The organism is Streptomyces sp. NPDC046876, from assembly GCF_040645035.1.
In the GTDB taxonomy this organism is placed as follows: domain Bacteria; phylum Actinomycetota; class Actinomycetes; order Streptomycetales; family Streptomycetaceae; genus Streptomyces.
Window position 1 is genome coordinate 66,201 of sequence record NZ_JBEYXK010000023.1, and the last position, 16,786, is coordinate 82,986.

General features: G+C 73.0%; 12 protein-coding genes and 1 pseudogene. 5 read left to right on the plus strand and 8 right to left on the minus strand.

What is annotated here, in order from left to right; all coding sequences use genetic code 11:
- Positions 1 to 3 precede the first annotated feature (3 nt).
- Positions 4 to 702 (plus strand): spermidine synthase, encoded by a 699-nt coding sequence (locus tag ABZ924_RS15750; RefSeq protein ID WP_361908949.1) that lies wholly within the window; start codon positions 4 to 6, stop codon positions 700 to 702.
- A gap of 551 nt (positions 703 to 1,253) precedes the next feature.
- Here the strand turns inward: ABZ924_RS15750 and ABZ924_RS15755 are convergent.
- From ABZ924_RS15755 to ABZ924_RS15785, 7 genes and pseudogenes are all read right to left on the minus strand, one after another.
- A pseudogene (locus tag ABZ924_RS15755) lies at positions 1,254 to 2,373 on the minus strand (transposase).
- 420 nt (positions 2,374 to 2,793) lie between these two features.
- Positions 2,794 to 3,342 (minus strand): NUDIX hydrolase, encoded by a 549-nt coding sequence (locus ABZ924_RS15760; RefSeq protein WP_361908952.1) that lies wholly within the window; start codon positions 3,340 to 3,342, stop codon positions 2,794 to 2,796.
- Positions 3,343 to 3,482: 140 nt separating this feature from the next.
- On the minus strand, positions 3,483 to 4,337 hold the full coding sequence (locus tag ABZ924_RS15765; protein WP_361908955.1) for an MBL fold metallo-hydrolase: 855 nt from the start codon (positions 4,335 to 4,337) through the stop codon (positions 3,483 to 3,485).
- On the minus strand, positions 4,327 to 5,202 hold the full coding sequence (locus ABZ924_RS15770) for an NAD-dependent epimerase/dehydratase family protein (RefSeq protein WP_361908957.1): 876 nt from the start codon (positions 5,200 to 5,202) through the stop codon (positions 4,327 to 4,329). Before ABZ924_RS15770 ends, ABZ924_RS15765 begins: the two co-directional genes overlap by 11 nt.
- 157 nt (positions 5,203 to 5,359) lie before the next feature.
- Positions 5,360 to 8,299: a LuxR family transcriptional regulator gene (locus tag ABZ924_RS15775; protein WP_361908960.1), complete on the minus strand. Its 2,940-nt coding sequence runs from the start codon at positions 8,297 to 8,299 to the stop codon at positions 5,360 to 5,362.
- A gap of 283 nt (positions 8,300 to 8,582) precedes the next feature.
- A complete protein-coding gene (locus ABZ924_RS15780) occupies positions 8,583 to 9,215 on the minus strand; it encodes an ATP-binding protein (protein WP_361908963.1) in 633 nt (210 codons plus the stop codon).
- Between the two features lie 111 nt (positions 9,216 to 9,326).
- Positions 9,327 to 10,592, minus strand: a complete 1,266-nt coding sequence (locus ABZ924_RS15785; protein ID WP_361908966.1) for a DUF2716 domain-containing protein — start codon at positions 10,590 to 10,592, stop codon at positions 9,327 to 9,329.
- Between the two features lie 564 nt (positions 10,593 to 11,156).
- On the opposite strand from ABZ924_RS15785, the gene ABZ924_RS15790 reads away from it, so the two are divergent.
- The 3 genes from ABZ924_RS15790 to ABZ924_RS15800 are packed head-to-tail and all read left to right on the plus strand — an operon-like array spanning position 11,157 to position 13,711.
- A complete protein-coding gene (locus tag ABZ924_RS15790; RefSeq protein ID WP_361908969.1) occupies positions 11,157 to 11,972 on the plus strand; it encodes a class II aldolase/adducin family protein in 816 nt (271 codons plus the stop codon).
- Between the two features lie 21 nt (positions 11,973 to 11,993).
- On the plus strand, positions 11,994 to 12,839 hold the full coding sequence (locus ABZ924_RS15795) for a TetR/AcrR family transcriptional regulator (protein ID WP_361908972.1): 846 nt from the start codon (positions 11,994 to 11,996) through the stop codon (positions 12,837 to 12,839).
- Complete coding sequence (locus ABZ924_RS15800; RefSeq protein WP_361908975.1) at positions 12,836 to 13,711, plus strand: alpha/beta hydrolase; 876 nt, start codon at positions 12,836 to 12,838, stop codon at positions 13,709 to 13,711. Before ABZ924_RS15795 ends, ABZ924_RS15800 begins: the two co-directional genes overlap by 4 nt.
- On the opposite strand, the gene ABZ924_RS15805 is transcribed toward ABZ924_RS15800, so the two are convergent.
- The gene (locus tag ABZ924_RS15805; RefSeq protein WP_361908978.1) at positions 13,689 to 14,036 is read right to left on the minus strand and encodes a hypothetical protein; all 348 of its coding nucleotides are present in this window, start codon (positions 14,034 to 14,036) and stop codon (positions 13,689 to 13,691) included. The two genes, ABZ924_RS15800 and ABZ924_RS15805, sit on opposite strands and share 23 nt — an antisense overlap.
- Positions 14,037 to 14,470: 434 nt before the next feature.
- On the opposite strand from ABZ924_RS15805, the gene katG reads away from it, so the two are divergent.
- Positions 14,471 to 16,660 carry a catalase/peroxidase HPI gene (katG, locus tag ABZ924_RS15810; RefSeq protein WP_361908981.1) on the plus strand — a complete coding sequence of 730 codons (2,190 nt, stop codon included), beginning with the start codon at positions 14,471 to 14,473 and terminating at the stop codon, positions 16,658 to 16,660.
- Positions 16,661 to 16,786: the final 126 nt, after the last annotated feature.

Consider the following 16,786-nt stretch of genomic DNA (forward strand, 5'->3'; position numbering starts at 1 on the left):
GTCATGACCGCACCTGTGACACCGGACATCCCCGAGACGCTGGACCGCCGGCAGGGTCCGTTCGGCGAGGTCGTACTGCGGCGCCGGGGCGCCACGTACGAGATCATCGCCAACGGCTGCTTCCTGATGGACACCTCCGACGGCCGGTCGGAGCGGCTGCTCGTCGACGCGGCGTACCTCGCGCTCGACCCGCCCGGGGCGGGTGCGCGGCGGGCGCCGGCCCTGCTGATCGGCGGGCTCGGCGTCGGCTTCTCCCTCGCGCATGCGGCCGCGCAGCCGCACTGGGGGCGGATCGCCGTCGTGGAGCGGGAGGAGGCCGTCATCGACTGGCACCGGACGGGGCCGCTCGGCGCCGTGTCCGCCGCCGCCCTCGCCGATCCGCGAACGTGCGTCCTGCACACCGACCTGGTGCAGTACGTGACGGAGTCCGCCGACCTGTACGACGCGCTCTGCCTGGACATCGACAACGGCCCGGACTGGACGGTGGACGAGGACAACCGCGGCCTGTACTCCCCCGCCGGGCTGGCCGCGTGCCGGGACCGGCTCCGTCCCGGCGGGGTGCTGGCCGTCTGGTCGGCGCAGCCTTCCGCGGCCTTCGAACAGGGCCTGCGCGATGCGGGGTTCGCATCAGTCCGTACGGAGGAGGTGCCGGTGGACCGGGGCGTCCCGGACGTGGTCCACCTGGCCCGCAAGCCGGGATAGGCGCCGGTCCCCCCGCCCCCGGTCCGGCCGGGCGCGGCCGGCGCAAGGGATGTGCGCCGGGCGCCCCCTCCCGGCGGCCAACCTGCCCGGCGCGGGAGCCCGGCAACGCGGGCCGTGTCCGACGAGGGCCGCCGGGCTGCCGGTGGCGTCGGCGTCGGCAGGTCGGCCGGATCCCGTTGCTCCGCCCTCCCGGCTGCGCTCTACTCGCTCCTCCCGGTTCCCCCGTGACAGCAGCCGCCCTCCCCCGATGCCGGGGGACGGGCTTCCTCGCGATGCCGTCGTCACGGGTGAACCGGCTTCCTTCATCGGCGAGTTGGAGGAGAGGCGACATGTACCGCACGCAGGCCGGCAAGAAACCGGAGCCGGGCGCCGCAGTACCCGCAGTACCCGCAGTACCCGCAGTACCCGCACAGACCGTGCCGCCCGCAACGCCCGCGCAGCCCGCGCAGTCCGCGCAGTCCGCTTTGCCCGCGCCCGCGGAGATCACGTTCACCTGGGGGCAGCACAACCAGACCGTGACTCCTCCCTGACCTAAAGGTGGGGGCTTCTCGCTATGCCGGTGCGGCTTCGCGACGGACCAGCCCGGCCCGTAGAACGTTGAGTGCCCCGACGTGGTCGGCGTGCGCCTGGTGGCCGCACGAGACGCAGTGGAACTTCTCCTGGGTGGGCCGGTTCTCCTTCGCGACATGCCCGCATTCGGGGCAGGCCCGGGAGGTGTTGCGGGGGTCCACGGCGATCACTTCCCGCCCGGCGCTTTCAGCCTTGGCGTGCAGGACCGTCAGGAACACCCCCCATCCGGCATCCGAGATCGAACGGTTCAGGCCCCTCTTCGCGCTGGCCCCGTCGGGCAGGAAGCTGCCCGGCTGGTCGGGGTCGGGCTTGGGTGCGACGGTCTTGACCATGTTGCGGATCTTGAGATCCTCGTGCGCTATCAGGTCGTGCTCACGGACCAGGGCGTGCGCGGTCTTGTGCGCGTGGTCCAGGCGCTGGCGGCGGACCTTGCGGTGCAGGTCGGCAACGCGCTGAACGGCCCGCTGGTGGTTGGCGGTCCGCTCGTCACGGCGCACACGACCGAACCTGCTGAGCTTCTGCTGTGCGGCTTCGAGCTTCGCGGCGGCCCTGCGGGCGTGGTGCGGGTTCTCGACGTGCTCGCCGTCGGAGGTGGTGAGAAAGGAGGCGATGCCCATGTCGATGCCGACCACGGACCCGGTCGCCGGAAGCGGCTCGGGCCGGGACTGCTCGGCAGTGAGCACCACGTACCAGCGCTTGCCTTCGCGCTTGACCGAGACGGTCTTTACCTCGCCGAGCACGGGCCGGTGCTGGTTGGCCTTGACGTGTCCCACGCCCTGGAAGCGGACGCGGGTGACCGGGAGTGTCCCCGGCCTTGATCCGGCGGAAGAACGCGGCGAACGCCCTGTCGAGACGGCGAAGCGTGGCCTGCTGCGAGGAGAACGACCAACGGCCCTGACGGCCAGGGTCGAAGGCCCGGATGTCCTTGAGCTGCGCCGACTGCATCCCGTACTTCACGGACGTCTTCGACACGTGCCTGTAGGCGTCACGGCGTTCCTGCAACGCGCCGTTGTAGAGCGAGCAGTGATCCCGCAGCATCTCGCCGAGCGCGACCTGCTGGCCCACCGTGGGCCGCATGAGGAACTTGTACGCACGGATCATCCGGCCCACCCCCCTTCGGCACTGGTCTGATCAACATAGTGCAGGCCACTGACAACGCAGCGAACTCCGGCGCTGCGCGCCTCCAGCCCCGAGGATGCATTCCCTCCCCACCTAAAGGCGGGGACACCCTGCAAGATCGGGGATGGTGTTCTCGGGGCTGCGGGACATGAAGGACGACCGGATCACACTGATCGTCACGCACCGCATGGAGAACTGCCGGCTCGCCGACCGGATCCTCGTCCTCGACGGCGGCCGCATCACCGAACAGGGCTCCTTTTTACGAGGAACTGCTCGAACTGAACGGCTCCTTCGCCGAACTGGTCCGCCTCGCAACGGACCGCTGACCCCATCCCACGGCGAGGGGCGGACGCGGTCCCACCGCGCCCCGCCCCTGGCCACGACTGCGGCTGCGGCTGCCGCTCACACCCAGGTGTAGTTGTCATCGGTCACGGCGGCCAGGGCGACGTCCGCCACCGCTGACCGGGGGGCGGGCAGGGCCGCGAGGGCGGGGCCGACGGGCGGGAAGATCGACAGCTCGGCGGTGGCCCGGTGGTCGATCCATTCGACGGAGCCGATGTCGTGGCTGCCGTCGGGCAGTTCGTCGAATTCCTGTCGGGCGAGGGTCGCCCGGACCTCCGGGGTGATGTGCAGGCGGTAGACCAGGTGCAGTTTGCGGGGCGACGGGGTGGGGCCGGGGCGGGTGACCCGCTGGTCGACCACCCACATCAGGTCGCCGCCTTCGGCGAGGCCGGCGTCCAAGGCGAGCTCCTCGGCCAGTTCCCGGCGGAGGGCGGCGATCAGGTCCTCGCCGTCCTCCACGTTGCCGCCGGGCAGTACGTACAGGGGCGTGCCGGACCGGTCCCGGCGGATGAGGGCGACCTCGTCGCCGCAGAAGACCAGGGCCGCGGTGCGGATCCTGATCCGGGTGAACGGGGCATCGGGCGGCTGCTGCTGGGTGGTGGCGGTCATGGGACCAGTGTTGCGGTCCCGACCGGGCCCCGGCCCGCGGTGGGCGGCGGGTCGGGCCGTTGGTGGGGCGGGTGGGCGTCAGGAGGGGGGCGGCGGGCTGGGGCCGCGGCCCCCCTCGAGCGGCCCGTCCGGTCTCCGGGTCAGGCGGTGGGGGGCTGGTCCCTTTCGAAGCGGAGGTAGCGTTCCACCGAGCGGCGCAGGACCTCGTTGCCGTCGGACGTGACCACGCGGTTCCACCAGGCCCCGTATATCCGCTCGAACCGGCGGCGGCCCAGGAGTTCCGCCGCCCGCTCCACCTTGCCCGGCCGCTCCGGGATGTGCTGGGCGTAGCTGTACATCAGGCTGACCCAGCGGCAGTCCGGGCCGACCTGGAGGACGTCCCCGCAGAACAGGGCGCCGCCGCCGGCGTTCCAGTGCAGGACGGCGCTGCCGGGGAAGTGGACCGCCGGGTTGAGCAGGGTGAGTTCGTCGCTCAGGCGGTGGCTCTCCCCCTCCCAGAAGCGCAGGGAGGGGTCGGGCCGGCCCACCCATTCCCGGTCCGCGGCGTGCAGGTACACCGGCGCGTCGAAGGCGTGCGCCCACTCGACCATCGTGGAGTAGAAGTGCGGATGGCTGATGGCGATGGCCGTGATGCCGCCGAGATCCTCGATGCCCTTCACCATCTGCTCGTCCAGGTACGCCGCGCAGTCCCACAGCACGTTCCCGGCCGCGGTCCGCACCAGCAGGGCCCGCTGCCCGATCGCGAACCGGGGGCTGCTGCCGATGCCGAGGACCCCGGGGCCCTCCTCCTCGAAGCGGCCGGTCATGCCCGAGGCGCGCAGCTCCTGCAGGGTCGTCCACTCCTGGCCGGCCGGGCCCACGTACTGCCGCTCGTCGAGGCAGACGGGGCAGTCGGGCCGGGCGGCCGCGTACTGGGTGCCGCAGGTACGGCACACGGGGAGGCCGGACCCGTCCGCCGCGCCCGCCGCTGCTCCGCCCACGGGCTCAGCCGGCATACGAGCCTCCGGCCAGGTCCGTGGTGGCGTACGGCTGCTCCGGACGCCAGCCGAGCTCGGTCAGGGCCCGGCCGGCGGAAACGGTCTGGTCCAGGGCGAGGGCCTCGGCGAACGGCTGGCCGAGCGCGACGGCGGCCTCCTCCACCGGCCACGGCTCGGCGCGGCCCGTCCCGCCGGCGGCGACGTCCGCCGCGGCGGCGAGCGCGGCGGCCGGCACGGCCTCGTTCGCGACCCCGTGCAGCAGCGAGCCGGCCGTGCCCTTCTCCACCACGAGCGCGTACAGCGCCGCGAGGTCCTCGACGTGGACCATCGGCCAGCGGGTGGTGGCCGGTCCGACGTAGCGGCCGCGGCCGTGCTCGCGGGCCCAGGACACCATCAGGGCGGGGATGCCGCCGCCTGAGCCGTGGACGATGCCGGGCCGCACGACCGAGGCCCGCACGTCGTCGGACGCCGCGGCGAGGACCCGCTGCTCGATGCGCGGGCGGTAGCCGACGATGTCGATCGGGTCGGTGGCCGCGTCCTCGCCGGCGGCCTGCTCACCGGTCGCGCCCAGCACCCACACCCCGCTGGTGTAGACGAACGCCCGGCCGGTGCCGCGCAGCCGGTCCAACAGGGCGTCCACGGCGGCGGTGTCGACGGCCTCGTCCCCGGACGGGGTCGCGGCGTGCACCACGGCCTCTATGTCGTCGGTGACGGCGGCGCGCAGCGAGTCCGGGTCGGCCAGGTCGCCGGTACGGACCTCCGTGCCGGGCGGCACCGTGCTGCCGGTCCGCAGGAACGGTACGACGTCGTGCCCCTCCCGGCGCAGCCGCCGCGCGACGGCCGAGCCGATGTACCCGCCCGCTCCCAGCACAAGAACCTTCATGGTTGCGCTCCTTCTCGTTCCCGGATCGTTCCCGTCACCGGCGTTCGGCGCTCGGCGCTCCGCGCTCGCGGTGACGGGAACGACGCTACGAGCGGCGCGGTCGGTCCGGATCTGTCGAATGACCGGGTTCGACGACCTGCATCGACGGGCGGACGACTCAGCTCGGCCGGGTCAGGTCGAGGCCGGCCAGGGCGGCCCTGGAGGTCACGCCGAGCTTCGGGTAGGCGTTCGACAGGTGGTAGCCGACGGTCCGCGGGCTGATGAACAGCCGGGCGCCGATCTCGCGGTTGCTCAGGCCGGTCGCGGCGAGGCGGGCCACCTGGAGTTCCTGCGCCGTCAGCCGGGCCGCGGGATCCGCCCCCGCCGGTGCGGCCGCGCGGCCGGCTCCCGATGCCCCTGCGGCCCGGAGTTCGCTGCGCGCCCGGTCGGCCCACGGTGCGGCGTGCAGGCGCTCGAACGACTCCAGGGCTGCGGCGAGCGCGTCGCGTGCGGCCCCGCGCCGACGGGCCCGGCGCAGACGTTCCCCGTACAGCAGCCGGGTACGGGCCTCCTCGAACGGCCGGCCGTCTCCGGCATGGGCGGCCAGCGCACGCTCGTACAGCGGGGCCGCCTCCTCGTCGTCGGGCGCGAGCAGGGCCCGGCAGCGCAGCTCGACGGCCTGCGCCCAGGGGGTCCGGACGGCCGCCGCCCACCGGGCGAACCGGTCGGCGCAGTCCCGGGCTCCGGCCGGCCTTCCGAGGCGTACGGCGGCCTCGACCTGCTCGGGCAGGGCGTGCAGGGCGATCAGCACGTGCCGGTTCGGGCCGGAGGTGATCGCGGCGAAGCGGTGCAGGGCCGGCTCGTAGCGGCCCCGGCCCAGGTCGAGCAGGCCGCGGGCGTACGCGTGCCACAGCGGGTTCGGCGTGCTGCCGGGCGCGAGGTCGCCGGGGACGGGGTCCAGGCAGCCGGGTTCGTCGCCGTCGAGGGCGGCGAGTACGGCCAGGACCGCGCCGAGCATGGCGCCGTAATGGCGGTGCCCGGTGTCGCGGGCGATCTCCAGCCCCTCCACGGCGGTGGCGTACGCGTCGCGGTGGCGGCCGAGGAACAGCCGGCAGCGCGCGAGCCGCAGCAGTACCCGCGGCAGTACCCCGACCGCGCCGTGTTCACGGCACTCCCGGTCCAGGGCGGCGGCCTGGTCGTGCACGGCGGCGTAGTCGCCGAGCAGCATGTCCCAGCCCTGGAGCACGGCCTGGTCGGGCAGTTCGCGGTCCCGGCGGGTGGCCGCGACGTGGTCGGCGAACTCGCGCAGCGCGGCGGTGCCGCCGGCCAGGTCCCCGGTGGCCAGCCCGTGCAGTGCGGCCGTGCCCCGGACCAGCGGGCCGTCGCCCAGGTCCAGGCCGGCGAGGCGGGCCAGGGTGTCGGCGGCGGCTCCGGCCGGGTCGGGGGCGTCCCAGGCCGCGGCCATGGCTTCGAAGGCCATGCGGGATCCCGCGGCGGGGTCCCGGCCGGCGACCTGCCGGGCGGCGTCGAGCAGCACCAGGCGGGCCGCCTCCGGCCGGCCGGCGGTATGGGCCAGGCCGGCCCGCAGCGAGGCGAGCCGGGCGGTCTCGTCGGGGGACGCGGTGCGGCCCGCGGCGGCGTCGGCCAGGGCGGCGGCGTGCTCGGTCTGGCCCGCGTCACCGGCCGCGAGGGCGGCGGCGGCCAGCCGGCGGGCCCGCCTGCCGGGGTCCTCCGTCAGCTGGGCGGCGCGCCGGTAGGCGGCGGCCACCGCGGCCCGGCCGCCGCGCGAGCGGAAGTGCTCCGCGGTCCGCTCCAGCTCGCCGGCGACGTCCTCGTCGTAGCCGACGGCGGCCGCGGCGAGGTGCCAGGCCCGCCGACCGGCCCGGTCACCGCCGCCGGCGCGATCGCCGGCAGCGCCGGCAGCGCCGGCGGCACCGGCACCGGCAGCCACATGAGCCCCTTCGCCCGCACCTGCACCCGCGCCCGCATCCGCCTCCGCATCAACACCCGTCGGCAGCAGCGCTTCCGCCAACGCCCGGTGCGCGGCCATCCGCCGGGACATCCCGGCCCCCTGGTACACGGCGGCCCGCACGAGCGGATGCCGGAACACCACGCGACCGCCGGCCAGCCGGATCAGCCCGGCCTCCTCCGCCGGGGCGAGGTCGGCGGCCGCGGCCCCCATCCCCGCTCCCGCGCGCACGATCAGGGCGAGGTCGCCGGTGTCCTCCGCGGCGGCGGCCGTCAGCAGGGCCTGCGTGGGCCCGGGCAGTTCCCTGATCCGGTCGTCGAAGATCCTCTGCACGCGCCAGGAGGCGGGCAGCACGGCGATCTCCTGGTCGCTGACGGGCTCGCTGCCGTCCCGCTGGCCGGCCGTCAGCGCACCGGCCAGCTCCACCAGCGCGAGGGGGTTGCCCTGGGCCTGTGCGAGCACCCGGTGGCGGACCGAGGCGTGCAGCGCGGGTGCAAGGTCCGCGAGGAGGGCCGATCCGTCCTCGTCGGGCAGCGGGTCGAGCGGCAGTACGGGGAGTCCGGGCGCCCCGAACACGGCCGGGCCGGAGCCGCCCCGGGCCGCGAAGACGATGGCCACGCGTTCGGCTCCCAGTCTGCGGGCGGCGAACACGAGCGCCTCGGCCGATTCGTGGTCCAGCCAGTGGGCGTCGTCGACCAGCACCACCACGGGCCGGTCCCCTGCCAGTTCGCCGAGCAGCGTGAGCGTGGCGGCGCCGACGAGGAACCGGTCGCCGCCGACGTCCGCAACGGCACCGTTACCGCTGCCCGCGCCCGTGCCCAGCCCTCTGCCCTCGGCCCGGCCGGCAGCCGGATCGGCCGCGGTGCGCAGCGCCTCGGCCTGCCGGGCGGGGAGCCGCCCGATGAGCCCCAGCACCTCCCGCAGCACCACCTGGAGTCCGGCGTACGGCAGCTCCGCCTCGGACTCGACCCCGGCGCCCCGCAGTAACCGGGCCCCGGCGGCCGCCGCGGACGAGGCCGCCGATTCCAGCAGGGCGGTCTTCCCGGCGCCCACCTCGCCGCGTACCACCAGCGCCGCCCCACGACCGTCCCGCGCCTGTGACAACACCCGGTCCAGTGCCGCCAGTTCAGCTGATCTCCCCCTCAACACACGCCCCAACCTAACCGCACGTCACGCCCCGGGTCGTCATGCCCCCGCGACCGTACGTTTCCGGCCGACCGAAACTGATCACCGGGGTGTGGAGTGGGCACAACAACAACGCCTCCCGGGCCCTGGGCGGCGACGTTGAGCACGAACATGGCCTCCGAGCCGCCGAAGCACGTGGAGACGCCGGCCGAGGGCGTTGGCCACACCTACCCCGAGGGCCGCGGGGATGCCAGACCGCCGTCCGCGAAGGTCGATCCCCGCGCGGACGAGGAAGGAGCTCACCGGATCAGGTGGCTCTGCCGCGTTGGTCATCGAGGCGGACCTCCAGGTGAGACCAGTGCGCGGTCCACCGCGTCAGATCGTCCACGGTCAACGACCCCGGCGGGCAGAGCGATTCGGATGGCAGAAAGCGAACGAGCGTCCCGGTGGTTCCGTCGGCCTCGAGGGGAATCAGGGCACTCACCGGAACACCGCGCTCATAGCGCTGGCTCCAGGCCCCGTTGTGACGGCGGTTGGTGTGGATCAGCCACTCGCTGAGCGCCGCCACGACGGACATGCCGCGACGCGGATGCCCGTTCGGAAGCCGCTGTGCATCCGGGGCGTCGAAGAACCGCAGGTCCTTCGACGCCATCACCGGCTTCTTCACGATCCGACCGTGGTCGTCAACGCGAGTGTCGGTGCCTCGTCCGTCGTCCTCGACGGACACGGAGCCGTCGCCGTGCAGAGTGATCAGGCATCGGCCCCCCGCTCGACCCGATGCCTCATCGGCGGCATAGGCAACGATTTCAAGGACGAGGTGCCCTGGGCCACAGGGAGCAAACTCCTCCGGCTCCTGGCGAATCCGGGCGAGATGACCCAGATCCACATCGCGGGCCCAATCGTGGGTGGTGTTGATCCAGTCAGCCCTTGATCCATCCATCCCCTGAGTATCCGGCATCGCGTCCGCCCACACGGGAGACCTGGCGCGGCTCCTGGGCGGTTGCTCAAACGGAACGGGCGGCATCCCATCATGCATGGCCCTGGGGCGCGCTCAGTTCCGGCGCCTGACCGGTTCTCCGAGCAGTTCGGTCAGCTCCCCTTCGATGGCGGTGAGCAGTGCCGGTCCCCAGATGGTGAGGGTCTGTTCCCAGGGGTGGCCGAAGGTGCCCAGGCGTAGGTCTTGGGTGAGGTGGAGGTAGTAGTCGCCGTTGGGGTAGGTGCCCAGACCGGGGCGGGGCGGCCGTCCTGGCATGTCGGTGCGGCGGGGGTCGTAGCGGTAGCCGTCGTGCTGCCAGTCCAGCCAGTACACGAACTCTCCGGGCTCGGTCGCGGTGAGCAGTCCTCGCTGGACGATCGCTTCGAGTTCCGCGGGGAGGTCCCGGGTGGGTCGGTGGTGGGCGTGCAGGTTCCAGACGGCCGAGGGGGACGGGTCCGTGATCGCGGGCCGGTGGGTGGTGCTGGGCTTGAAGTCGAAGTCCGCGTAGAAGCGTTCCCACAGTGGCCCGTCGTCATGGAGCCAGTCGAGGAACTGCGCGGGGCGGGAGGGTTCCGGTGCACCTGGCGGGTGCCAGTGGTAGGAGCGAACGGTGGTGGCCTCGGTGAACCCGGCCTCCAAAAGCCGCGCGCGCAGGGGGCCGTCGGCCTCGGCGAGGAGGGGGCAGCCGAGCCAGCTGTCGTGACGCCACCGGTCGGTGCAGGCCCGTACGAAGCCCTCATCGTCACTGGTCAGGCCACCGATGATCGTGAAGGGCTGCTCATCGCCGCGGGCCCAGGCGGCCGCGGTGACCAGACCGTCCTCGAGCAGGACCTGGATCAGGACGTCACCCTCGTCTGAGGAGCCGTCCGCGATCATTTCGGCGTAGGGCACCGCATGCGGGCCCGGAGATCCGACGGCGACTTTCCAGGTCCGCTCGGCCTGGTCCCGCACCCGGTACAGGTCGTACACCCCGTCGCGGGGCTCCCGCCGCAGGTCGTCCTGGGGCTTCGCGCCCGCGAGCGTGTCGGCGATCAGCACGGAACGCTCCCAGCCAGGGGTAAAGCCCGCCACCGTCAAAGCCGTGCCCAAGCCCGGTGAGTCGTGCCCGTACACCTTCCACTCCACCGGCTCGTCGCGCTCGGCGAAGGCCACCTGCTGCCGGCGTACCAGCCCGGCCAGGTCGGTGCCGGGTGCGATCGGGGCGTGCTCGGCAGTGCCGTGTGTCCCGTAGTGCCGACGCAGGACCGGCCCGTCGGCCTCGATCACCACCCCGACCGGATGCCACGCGGGAACCCGCCCCCGTAGCCCGTTCCACCGCTCCCACTGCCCACCCACATCCATGATCCGGAGCCTAGGTGGACCGAACAATGCACCGGCAGCAGGGGGGCCGGAAAGATCAGTACGGTGGTGACTCCGATGCTCGGAATCGGTCCGACGGTGACGCCGAGCCCAAAGCCCGCCCGGCTGCTCGTGTCGAGCAGCGGGACCCGCGCCTCGACCGTGGGTCCCACGAGGAGGTCTCGCGGCCGAGCGCGTCGAAGACCTGGACCCTGGTTCGTCCGAGAGCGCCCACCGGCTCGCTGCGGCACGAGCACACGGTCTCTGCGGCTACCCGCATGAGTGACGCCCCGCACGGCACCGACCGGAGGCCGAGCTCCGCCGCGCAGCCTCTCGGCCGCCGCGGTGGCCCACCGCACGATCCTCCACGGCATTCGAGTACGCCGACGCCCCGCGTGCTCACTGTGCGGCGCCACGTCGGCCTCTCGGCCCGAGTGGCCCGAGACGGCCCGCCGGGACCCGTCGCGGACCCCTTGCGTTTTGCGTCCGGTGGTCGCATTGTTTGCGTCCAGTGGTCGCATTCGTGCGTGAGGGCGACCTCTTCTCCGTCGAGACGAAGGGTCCGGTATGGACGACGCATCGACCGCCGGCGCTGTGCGCAGCGCTTTCATCCCGCAGCAGGAAGAGCTGGAGCTCGACCTCCCGCCCGTGTTCGGCAGCCCCGACGAGGAGCGCGAGCACCGCAAGCAGCGCCTCGCCGGCGCCTGCCGGGTCTTCGGCCGCCTCGGCTTCTCGGAGGGGGTGGCCGGCCACATCACCGTGCGCGATCCGGAGTATCCGGACATGTTCTGGGTCAACCCGTTCGGGATGTCGTTCCGGCACGTCCGCGTCTCGGACCTGATCCTCGTCGACCACGAGGGACAGGTGCGGCACGGGAAGCGGCCGGTGAACCGGGCCGGGTTCGTGATCCACTCCGCCCTGCACGCCGCCCGTCCCGACATCATCGCCGCCTGCCACGCGCACGCCGTGCACGGCAAGGCCTTCTCCAGCCTGGGCCGCCTGCTGGACCCGATCACCCAGGACGCCTGCGCCGTGTACGAGCAGCACACCGTGCACCGCGACGACGCGGGTGCGGTGGTCATCGAGGAGGAGTCCGGCAGGCAGCTCGCGGCGAGCCTGGGCTCCCACAAGGCCGTCATCCACCAGAACCACGGCATCTTCACGGTGGGCGAGTCGGTGGAGGAGGCGGCCTGGTGGTTCATCTCGATGGAGCGCAGCGCCCAGGCCCAGCTGCTCGCCGAGGCGGCCGGCACGCCCCGGCTGATCAGCCCGGAGGCCGCCCGCTACACCCGCGACCAGACCGGCTTCCCGCTGGCGGGCTGGTTTTCGTTCCAGCCGCTGTGGGACGAGATCACCCGTACAGAGCCCGACCTCTTCGAGTGAGTTTCGAGTAAGACGGACCCCATGGCATCCGAAACACCCGCATCCCCCGTCCCGACCGTCCCGGCCGACCTCGCAGAGCCGGTGGACACGCCCACCGGCCCCGGTACGGAGCCCGGCTCCCCCGCCTGGTGGCAGGCGCGCTACGCCGAGCGCGCCCGCCGCAGGCCCCGCCGGGGCGGACTGACGCTCGAGCGCATCACCGCCGCCGCACTCGAACTCGCCGACCGTGAGGGGACGGACGCCCTCACCATGCGCCGGCTCGGCGAGGTCCTGCAGGTCCGCCACACCTCCCTCTACCGCCACGTGGCGAGCAGGGAGGAGCTGCTGATCGAGACCGTGGACCACGTACTGGGCGAGATCCGGCTGCCCGTCCTCGGCGGCGACTGGCGGTCCGCCCTGGAGGCGGGTGCCCGGGAGTTCCGCCGGGTGCTCCTCGCGCACCCCGCGGTCGTACCGCTGCTCACGGCCGGGCAGCTGCTGGGCCCCAACGCGCTGCGGGCCCGCGAGCACGCCCTCGCCCAGCTCCTGGCCCAGGGGTGGCCGCCCCGCACGGCCGTGCACGTGTACCTCACCGTCACCCACTTCGTGATCGGTTCCGCGGTGCTCGACGCCGGCGGCGCGGCCCGTACGCCCGCCCAGCGCGCGGCGATGACGGATCTCTTCGCCTCGTTGTCGCCCCGCACCCACCCGGTCGTCCACCGGAACGCCGAATTGCTCAACTCCCTCGACAGCGATGAGGAGTTCGACTTCGGGCTGGCCACGCTCCTGCACGGGCTGAGCCGACTGCACGACGCACACGGGGCACACGGGGCAGACGGGGCAGACGGGACACACCGGGAACACGACGAAAAGGAGGACGGAACGTGAGCGGGCACCGGGTCCTGCCGCCGCTGGACCACTGGATCGCGGGCGGGACGACCCTACGGGTCGCTCACCACAGGCTCTTCGTACGCCAGGACGGTCCGCCGGACGGCAGCCCCGTCACCCTGCTCCACGGTTTCCCGACCTCCTCCCACGACTGGGCGGCAGTCGTCCCGTCCCTCGCGGCGGCCGGGCTGCGCGTCACCACCCTGGACCTGCTGGGCTTCGGCGAGAGCGACAAGCCCCGGCGGCACCCGTACTCCGTCCTGGAACAGGCCTCGCTGGTCGAGGAGGTGTGGCGGCTGTACGGGATCGGGCGGACGGCCCTGGTGGCGCACGACTACGGCGTCAGCGTCGGCCAGGAACTGCTGGCCCGCGACCCGGCGCGGGTCACCCGTATGGCGTGGCTCAACGGCGGCCTCTACCCCGACCTCCACCGCCCGGTGCTCATGCAGCGCCTGCTGCACGGCCCGCTGGGCCCGCTGCTGGCCCCGCTCACGACCCGGCGGCGGTTCGCCGCGGCGCTGCGCGCCGTCCTGGGCCGCGAGGTGGCGGACGCGGACCTCGACGACCTGTGGGCGTCCGCCTCGCGGGCCGGCGGCCACCGCCTCGCGCCGCGGCTGCTGCGGTACATCGACGAACGCCGGGTCCACGCCGACCGGTGGGCCGGGGCGCTGGAGGCCTACGCCGGCCCGACGCTCTTCGTGTGGGGACCTGCCGATCCGATCAGCGGGGCCCACGTTCTGGAGCGCATCCGGGCGCGCATGCCCGGCGCCCGTGTCGAGGAGCTGGCCGGCCCGCCGGCCGTGGGGCACTACCCGCAGGTCGAGGACCCGTCGTCGGTGGCCGCGGCCCTCACCAGAGTCTTGACGGGCTGACGCCGTTCCCGGCGGGGAAACGGGGCTGCGCGCCGCCCCTCGGCCTCCCGATGAGGCGGAGGGTCCCGGTGATCAGGGTCGAGAGGAAGGACGCACCGGCGAAGAGCGGCCAGAGATAGCCGTTCACCTGCGATCCGAGCGCCCACAGCGAAGCCACGGCGGCAGCCACGAGCACGAGCAGCGGGATTCTGCCCCAGAGCGGCAACGGGCGGATCACCGGGGCGAGGAACCAGCCGACGAGGACCCCGAGGGCCGAAGCGACGGCCAGCACCAGCAGCACGATGGCGAGCACCACGGCGAGCAGGACGGGTGTGAGCAGGAGCATGGCGTACCGGCCTCCGGATCTCCGGGCGAAACCGCATGCGGACAGAGCAGCCCGGCATCCGTCCCTGCGGGCGCAGGGTCTTTCCGCAGCCCATCCTGCCAGATCTTTGAACGCGTTCAACGCCCGGGTCCGGGAGTGGCCTCGAGCGCGCTCAAGGGGGTCCGCGCGGAGCGGCCCGCCCCGAGCCCGGTACGCACGCCTCGAGCCCAACGGTCCACGACCGCGACATCCCCCATTTGCCCCCGGCTCAATACGACTAAAATCGACTCCGGAATTCTTATTACATGTACACGGAGTTGCTGTGCGTGTTCTCGTGGCTCTGAAGTCCGCCGTGCCATACGGTCGTCGCCGGACGGCCCGACACACCGCGGGTGACGTCATGCACGGGCAGTAGCCGGCAGCAGGAAAGAGCGCGACAGGAAAGAAGGACGGACATGTCCGGCAGCGAAAGCGAGAACCCGGTAATCCCTTCCCCGGCCCCCGCCGCGACGCGGCCCCGGACGAACCGGGACTGGTGGCCGAACCAGTTGGATCTCCAGGTGCTCCACCAGCACTCGCCCCGGTCCAATCCGATGGGCGAGGACTTCGACTACGCGGAAGAATTCAAGAAGCTCGACGTCGACGCGCTGAAGCGGGACGTGTTCGAGGTCATGACCGCCTCGCAGGACTGGTGGCCCGCCGACTACGGCCACTACGGTCCCCTCTTCATCCGCATGAGCTGGCACGCCGCGGGCACGTACCGCATCGCCGACGGCCGCGGCGGGGGCGGCGCGGGCGCCCAGCGGTTCGCCCCGCTGAACAGCTGGCCGGACAATGCGAGCCTGGACAAGGCGCGCCGCCTGCTGTGGCCGGTCAAGCAGAAGTACGGAAAGCAGATTTCCTGGGCCGACCTCCTCGTTTTCGCGGGGAACTGCGCCTTGGAGTCGATGGGTTTCAAGACATTCGGATTCGGGTTCGGGCGCGAGGACATCTGGGAGCCGGAGGAGATCTTCTGGGGCCCGGAGGACACCTGGCTCGGAGACGAGCGCTACAGCGGCGACCGGGAACTCGCCAATCCGTTCGGCGCCGTGCAGATGGGCCTGATCTACGTGAATCCGGAGGGCCCGAACGGCAATCCGGACCCGATCGCCGCCGCCAGGGACATCCGCGACACCTTCGGCCGGATGGCGATGAACGACGAGGAGACCGCCGCGCTCATCATCGGCGGCCACACCTTCGGGAAATGCCACGGCGCGGTCGACCCGCAGTACGTCGGACCGGAGCCGGAGGCCTGCCCCCTGGAGGCGCAGGGCCTCGGCTGGCCGAACACGTACGGCACCGGCAAGGGCGTCCACGCGATCACCAGCGGCCTCGAGGGCGCCTGGACCAACGAGCCCACCACCTGGGACAACGGGTACCTCGACAACCTGTTCAGGTACGAGTGGGAGCTGACCACCAGCCCGGCCGGCGCCCGGCAGTGGACGCCCAGGAACCCCGAGGCCCGCGACACCGTGCCGGACGCGCACGACCCGTCGAAGCGGCACGCCCCCATGATGCTGACGACGGACCTGGCCCTGCGCCTCGACCCCGTCTACGAGCCCATCGCCCGCCGCTTCCACGAGGACCCGGACGCACTCGCCGACGCGTTCGCCCGGGCCTGGTACAAGCTGCTCCACCGCGACATGGGGCCCGTCTCCCGCTACCTCGGCCCCTGGGTCCCCGAGCCCCAGCTGTGGCAGGACCCGGTCCCCGCGGTCGACCACGACCTCGTCACGGACGCGGACGTCGCCGCCCTCAAGGACAAGATCCTCGCCTCCGGGCTGTCCGTACCCGAGCTGGTCTCCACTGCCTGGGCGTCGGCGGCCAGCTTCCGCGGCACCGACAAGCGCGGCGGCGCGAACGGCGCCCGGATCCGGCTCGCCCCGCAGAAGGACTGGGAGATCAACGACACGCCCGAACTGGGCAAGGTCCTCCAGACCCTGGAGGGGATCCAGCGGGACTTCAACGGCGCGCAGAGCGGCGGGAAGAAGGTCTCGCTCGCCGACCTGATCGTGCTGGGCGGGTGCGCGGCCGTCGAGCGGGCCGCGAAGGACGCCGGGTACGACATCACGGTGCCGTTCGCGCCGGGGCGCACCGACGCCTCGCAGGAGCAGACGGACGTGGACTCGTTCGCCGTGCTGGAGCCGCGGGCGGACGGGTTCCGCAACTACCTGCGGGCCGGCGAGAAGCTCGCGCCGGAGACGCTGCTCCTGGACCGGGCCAACCTGCTGACGCTGTCCGCCCCCGAGATGACCGTGCTGGTCGGCGGGATGCGGGCGCTCAACGCCAACGTCCGCAAGTCTCGACACGGCGTCTTCACCGACCGCCCCGGGACGCTGACGACGGACTTCTTCGTCAACCTCCTCGACATGGGCATCGAGTGGCACGCGTCCGAGTCGGGCGAGAACCAGTACGAGGGGCGCGACCGCGCCACCGGCGACGTCAGGTGGACGGCCACCGCCGTCGACCTCGTCTTCGGCTCGCACTCGCAGCTGCGGGCGATCTCGGAGGTCTACGCCTCCGCGGACGCCGGCGAGAAGTTCGTACGCGACTTCGCGGCCGCGTGGGACAAGGTCATGAACCTCGACCGGTTCGACCTGCGCTGATCCGCGTCCGGGCCGGCCCGGGCCGGCCCGGGGCCGCGCGGGCCGGCCCGGCCCCACCCGGTGGGGGGACGTGCGCCCGAACAGGTGGTGGTTCACACCAGTTGGGTAGAGGACACGTCTGTACAC

What these genes read in the sequence shown, in the direction of transcription:
- ABZ924_RS15750 (WP_361908949.1), top strand. Translation starts at nt 4, where the DNA reads ATGACCGCACCTGTGACACCGGACATCCCCGAGACGCTGGACCGCCGG.
- ABZ924_RS15760 (WP_361908952.1), bottom strand. Translation starts at nt 3,342, where the DNA reads ATGACCGCCACCACCCAGCAGCAGCCGCCCGATGCCCCGTTCACCCGG.
- ABZ924_RS15765 (WP_361908955.1), bottom strand. Translation starts at nt 4,337, where the DNA reads ATGCCGGCTGAGCCCGTGGGCGGAGCAGCGGCGGGCGCGGCGGACGGG.
- ABZ924_RS15770 (WP_361908957.1), bottom strand. Translation starts at nt 5,202, where the DNA reads ATGAAGGTTCTTGTGCTGGGAGCGGGCGGGTACATCGGCTCGGCCGTC.
- ABZ924_RS15780 (WP_361908963.1), bottom strand. Translation starts at nt 9,215, where the DNA reads ATGGATGGATCAAGGGCTGACTGGATCAACACCACCCACGATTGGGCC.
- ABZ924_RS15785 (WP_361908966.1), bottom strand. Translation starts at nt 10,592, where the DNA reads ATGGATGTGGGTGGGCAGTGGGAGCGGTGGAACGGGCTACGGGGGCGG.
- ABZ924_RS15790 (WP_361908969.1), top strand. Translation starts at nt 11,157, where the DNA reads ATGGACGACGCATCGACCGCCGGCGCTGTGCGCAGCGCTTTCATCCCG.
- ABZ924_RS15795 (WP_361908972.1), top strand. Translation starts at nt 11,994, where the DNA reads ATGGCATCCGAAACACCCGCATCCCCCGTCCCGACCGTCCCGGCCGAC.
- ABZ924_RS15805 (WP_361908978.1), bottom strand. Translation starts at nt 14,036, where the DNA reads ATGCTCCTGCTCACACCCGTCCTGCTCGCCGTGGTGCTCGCCATCGTG.
- katG (WP_361908981.1), top strand. Translation starts at nt 14,471, where the DNA reads ATGTCCGGCAGCGAAAGCGAGAACCCGGTAATCCCTTCCCCGGCCCCC.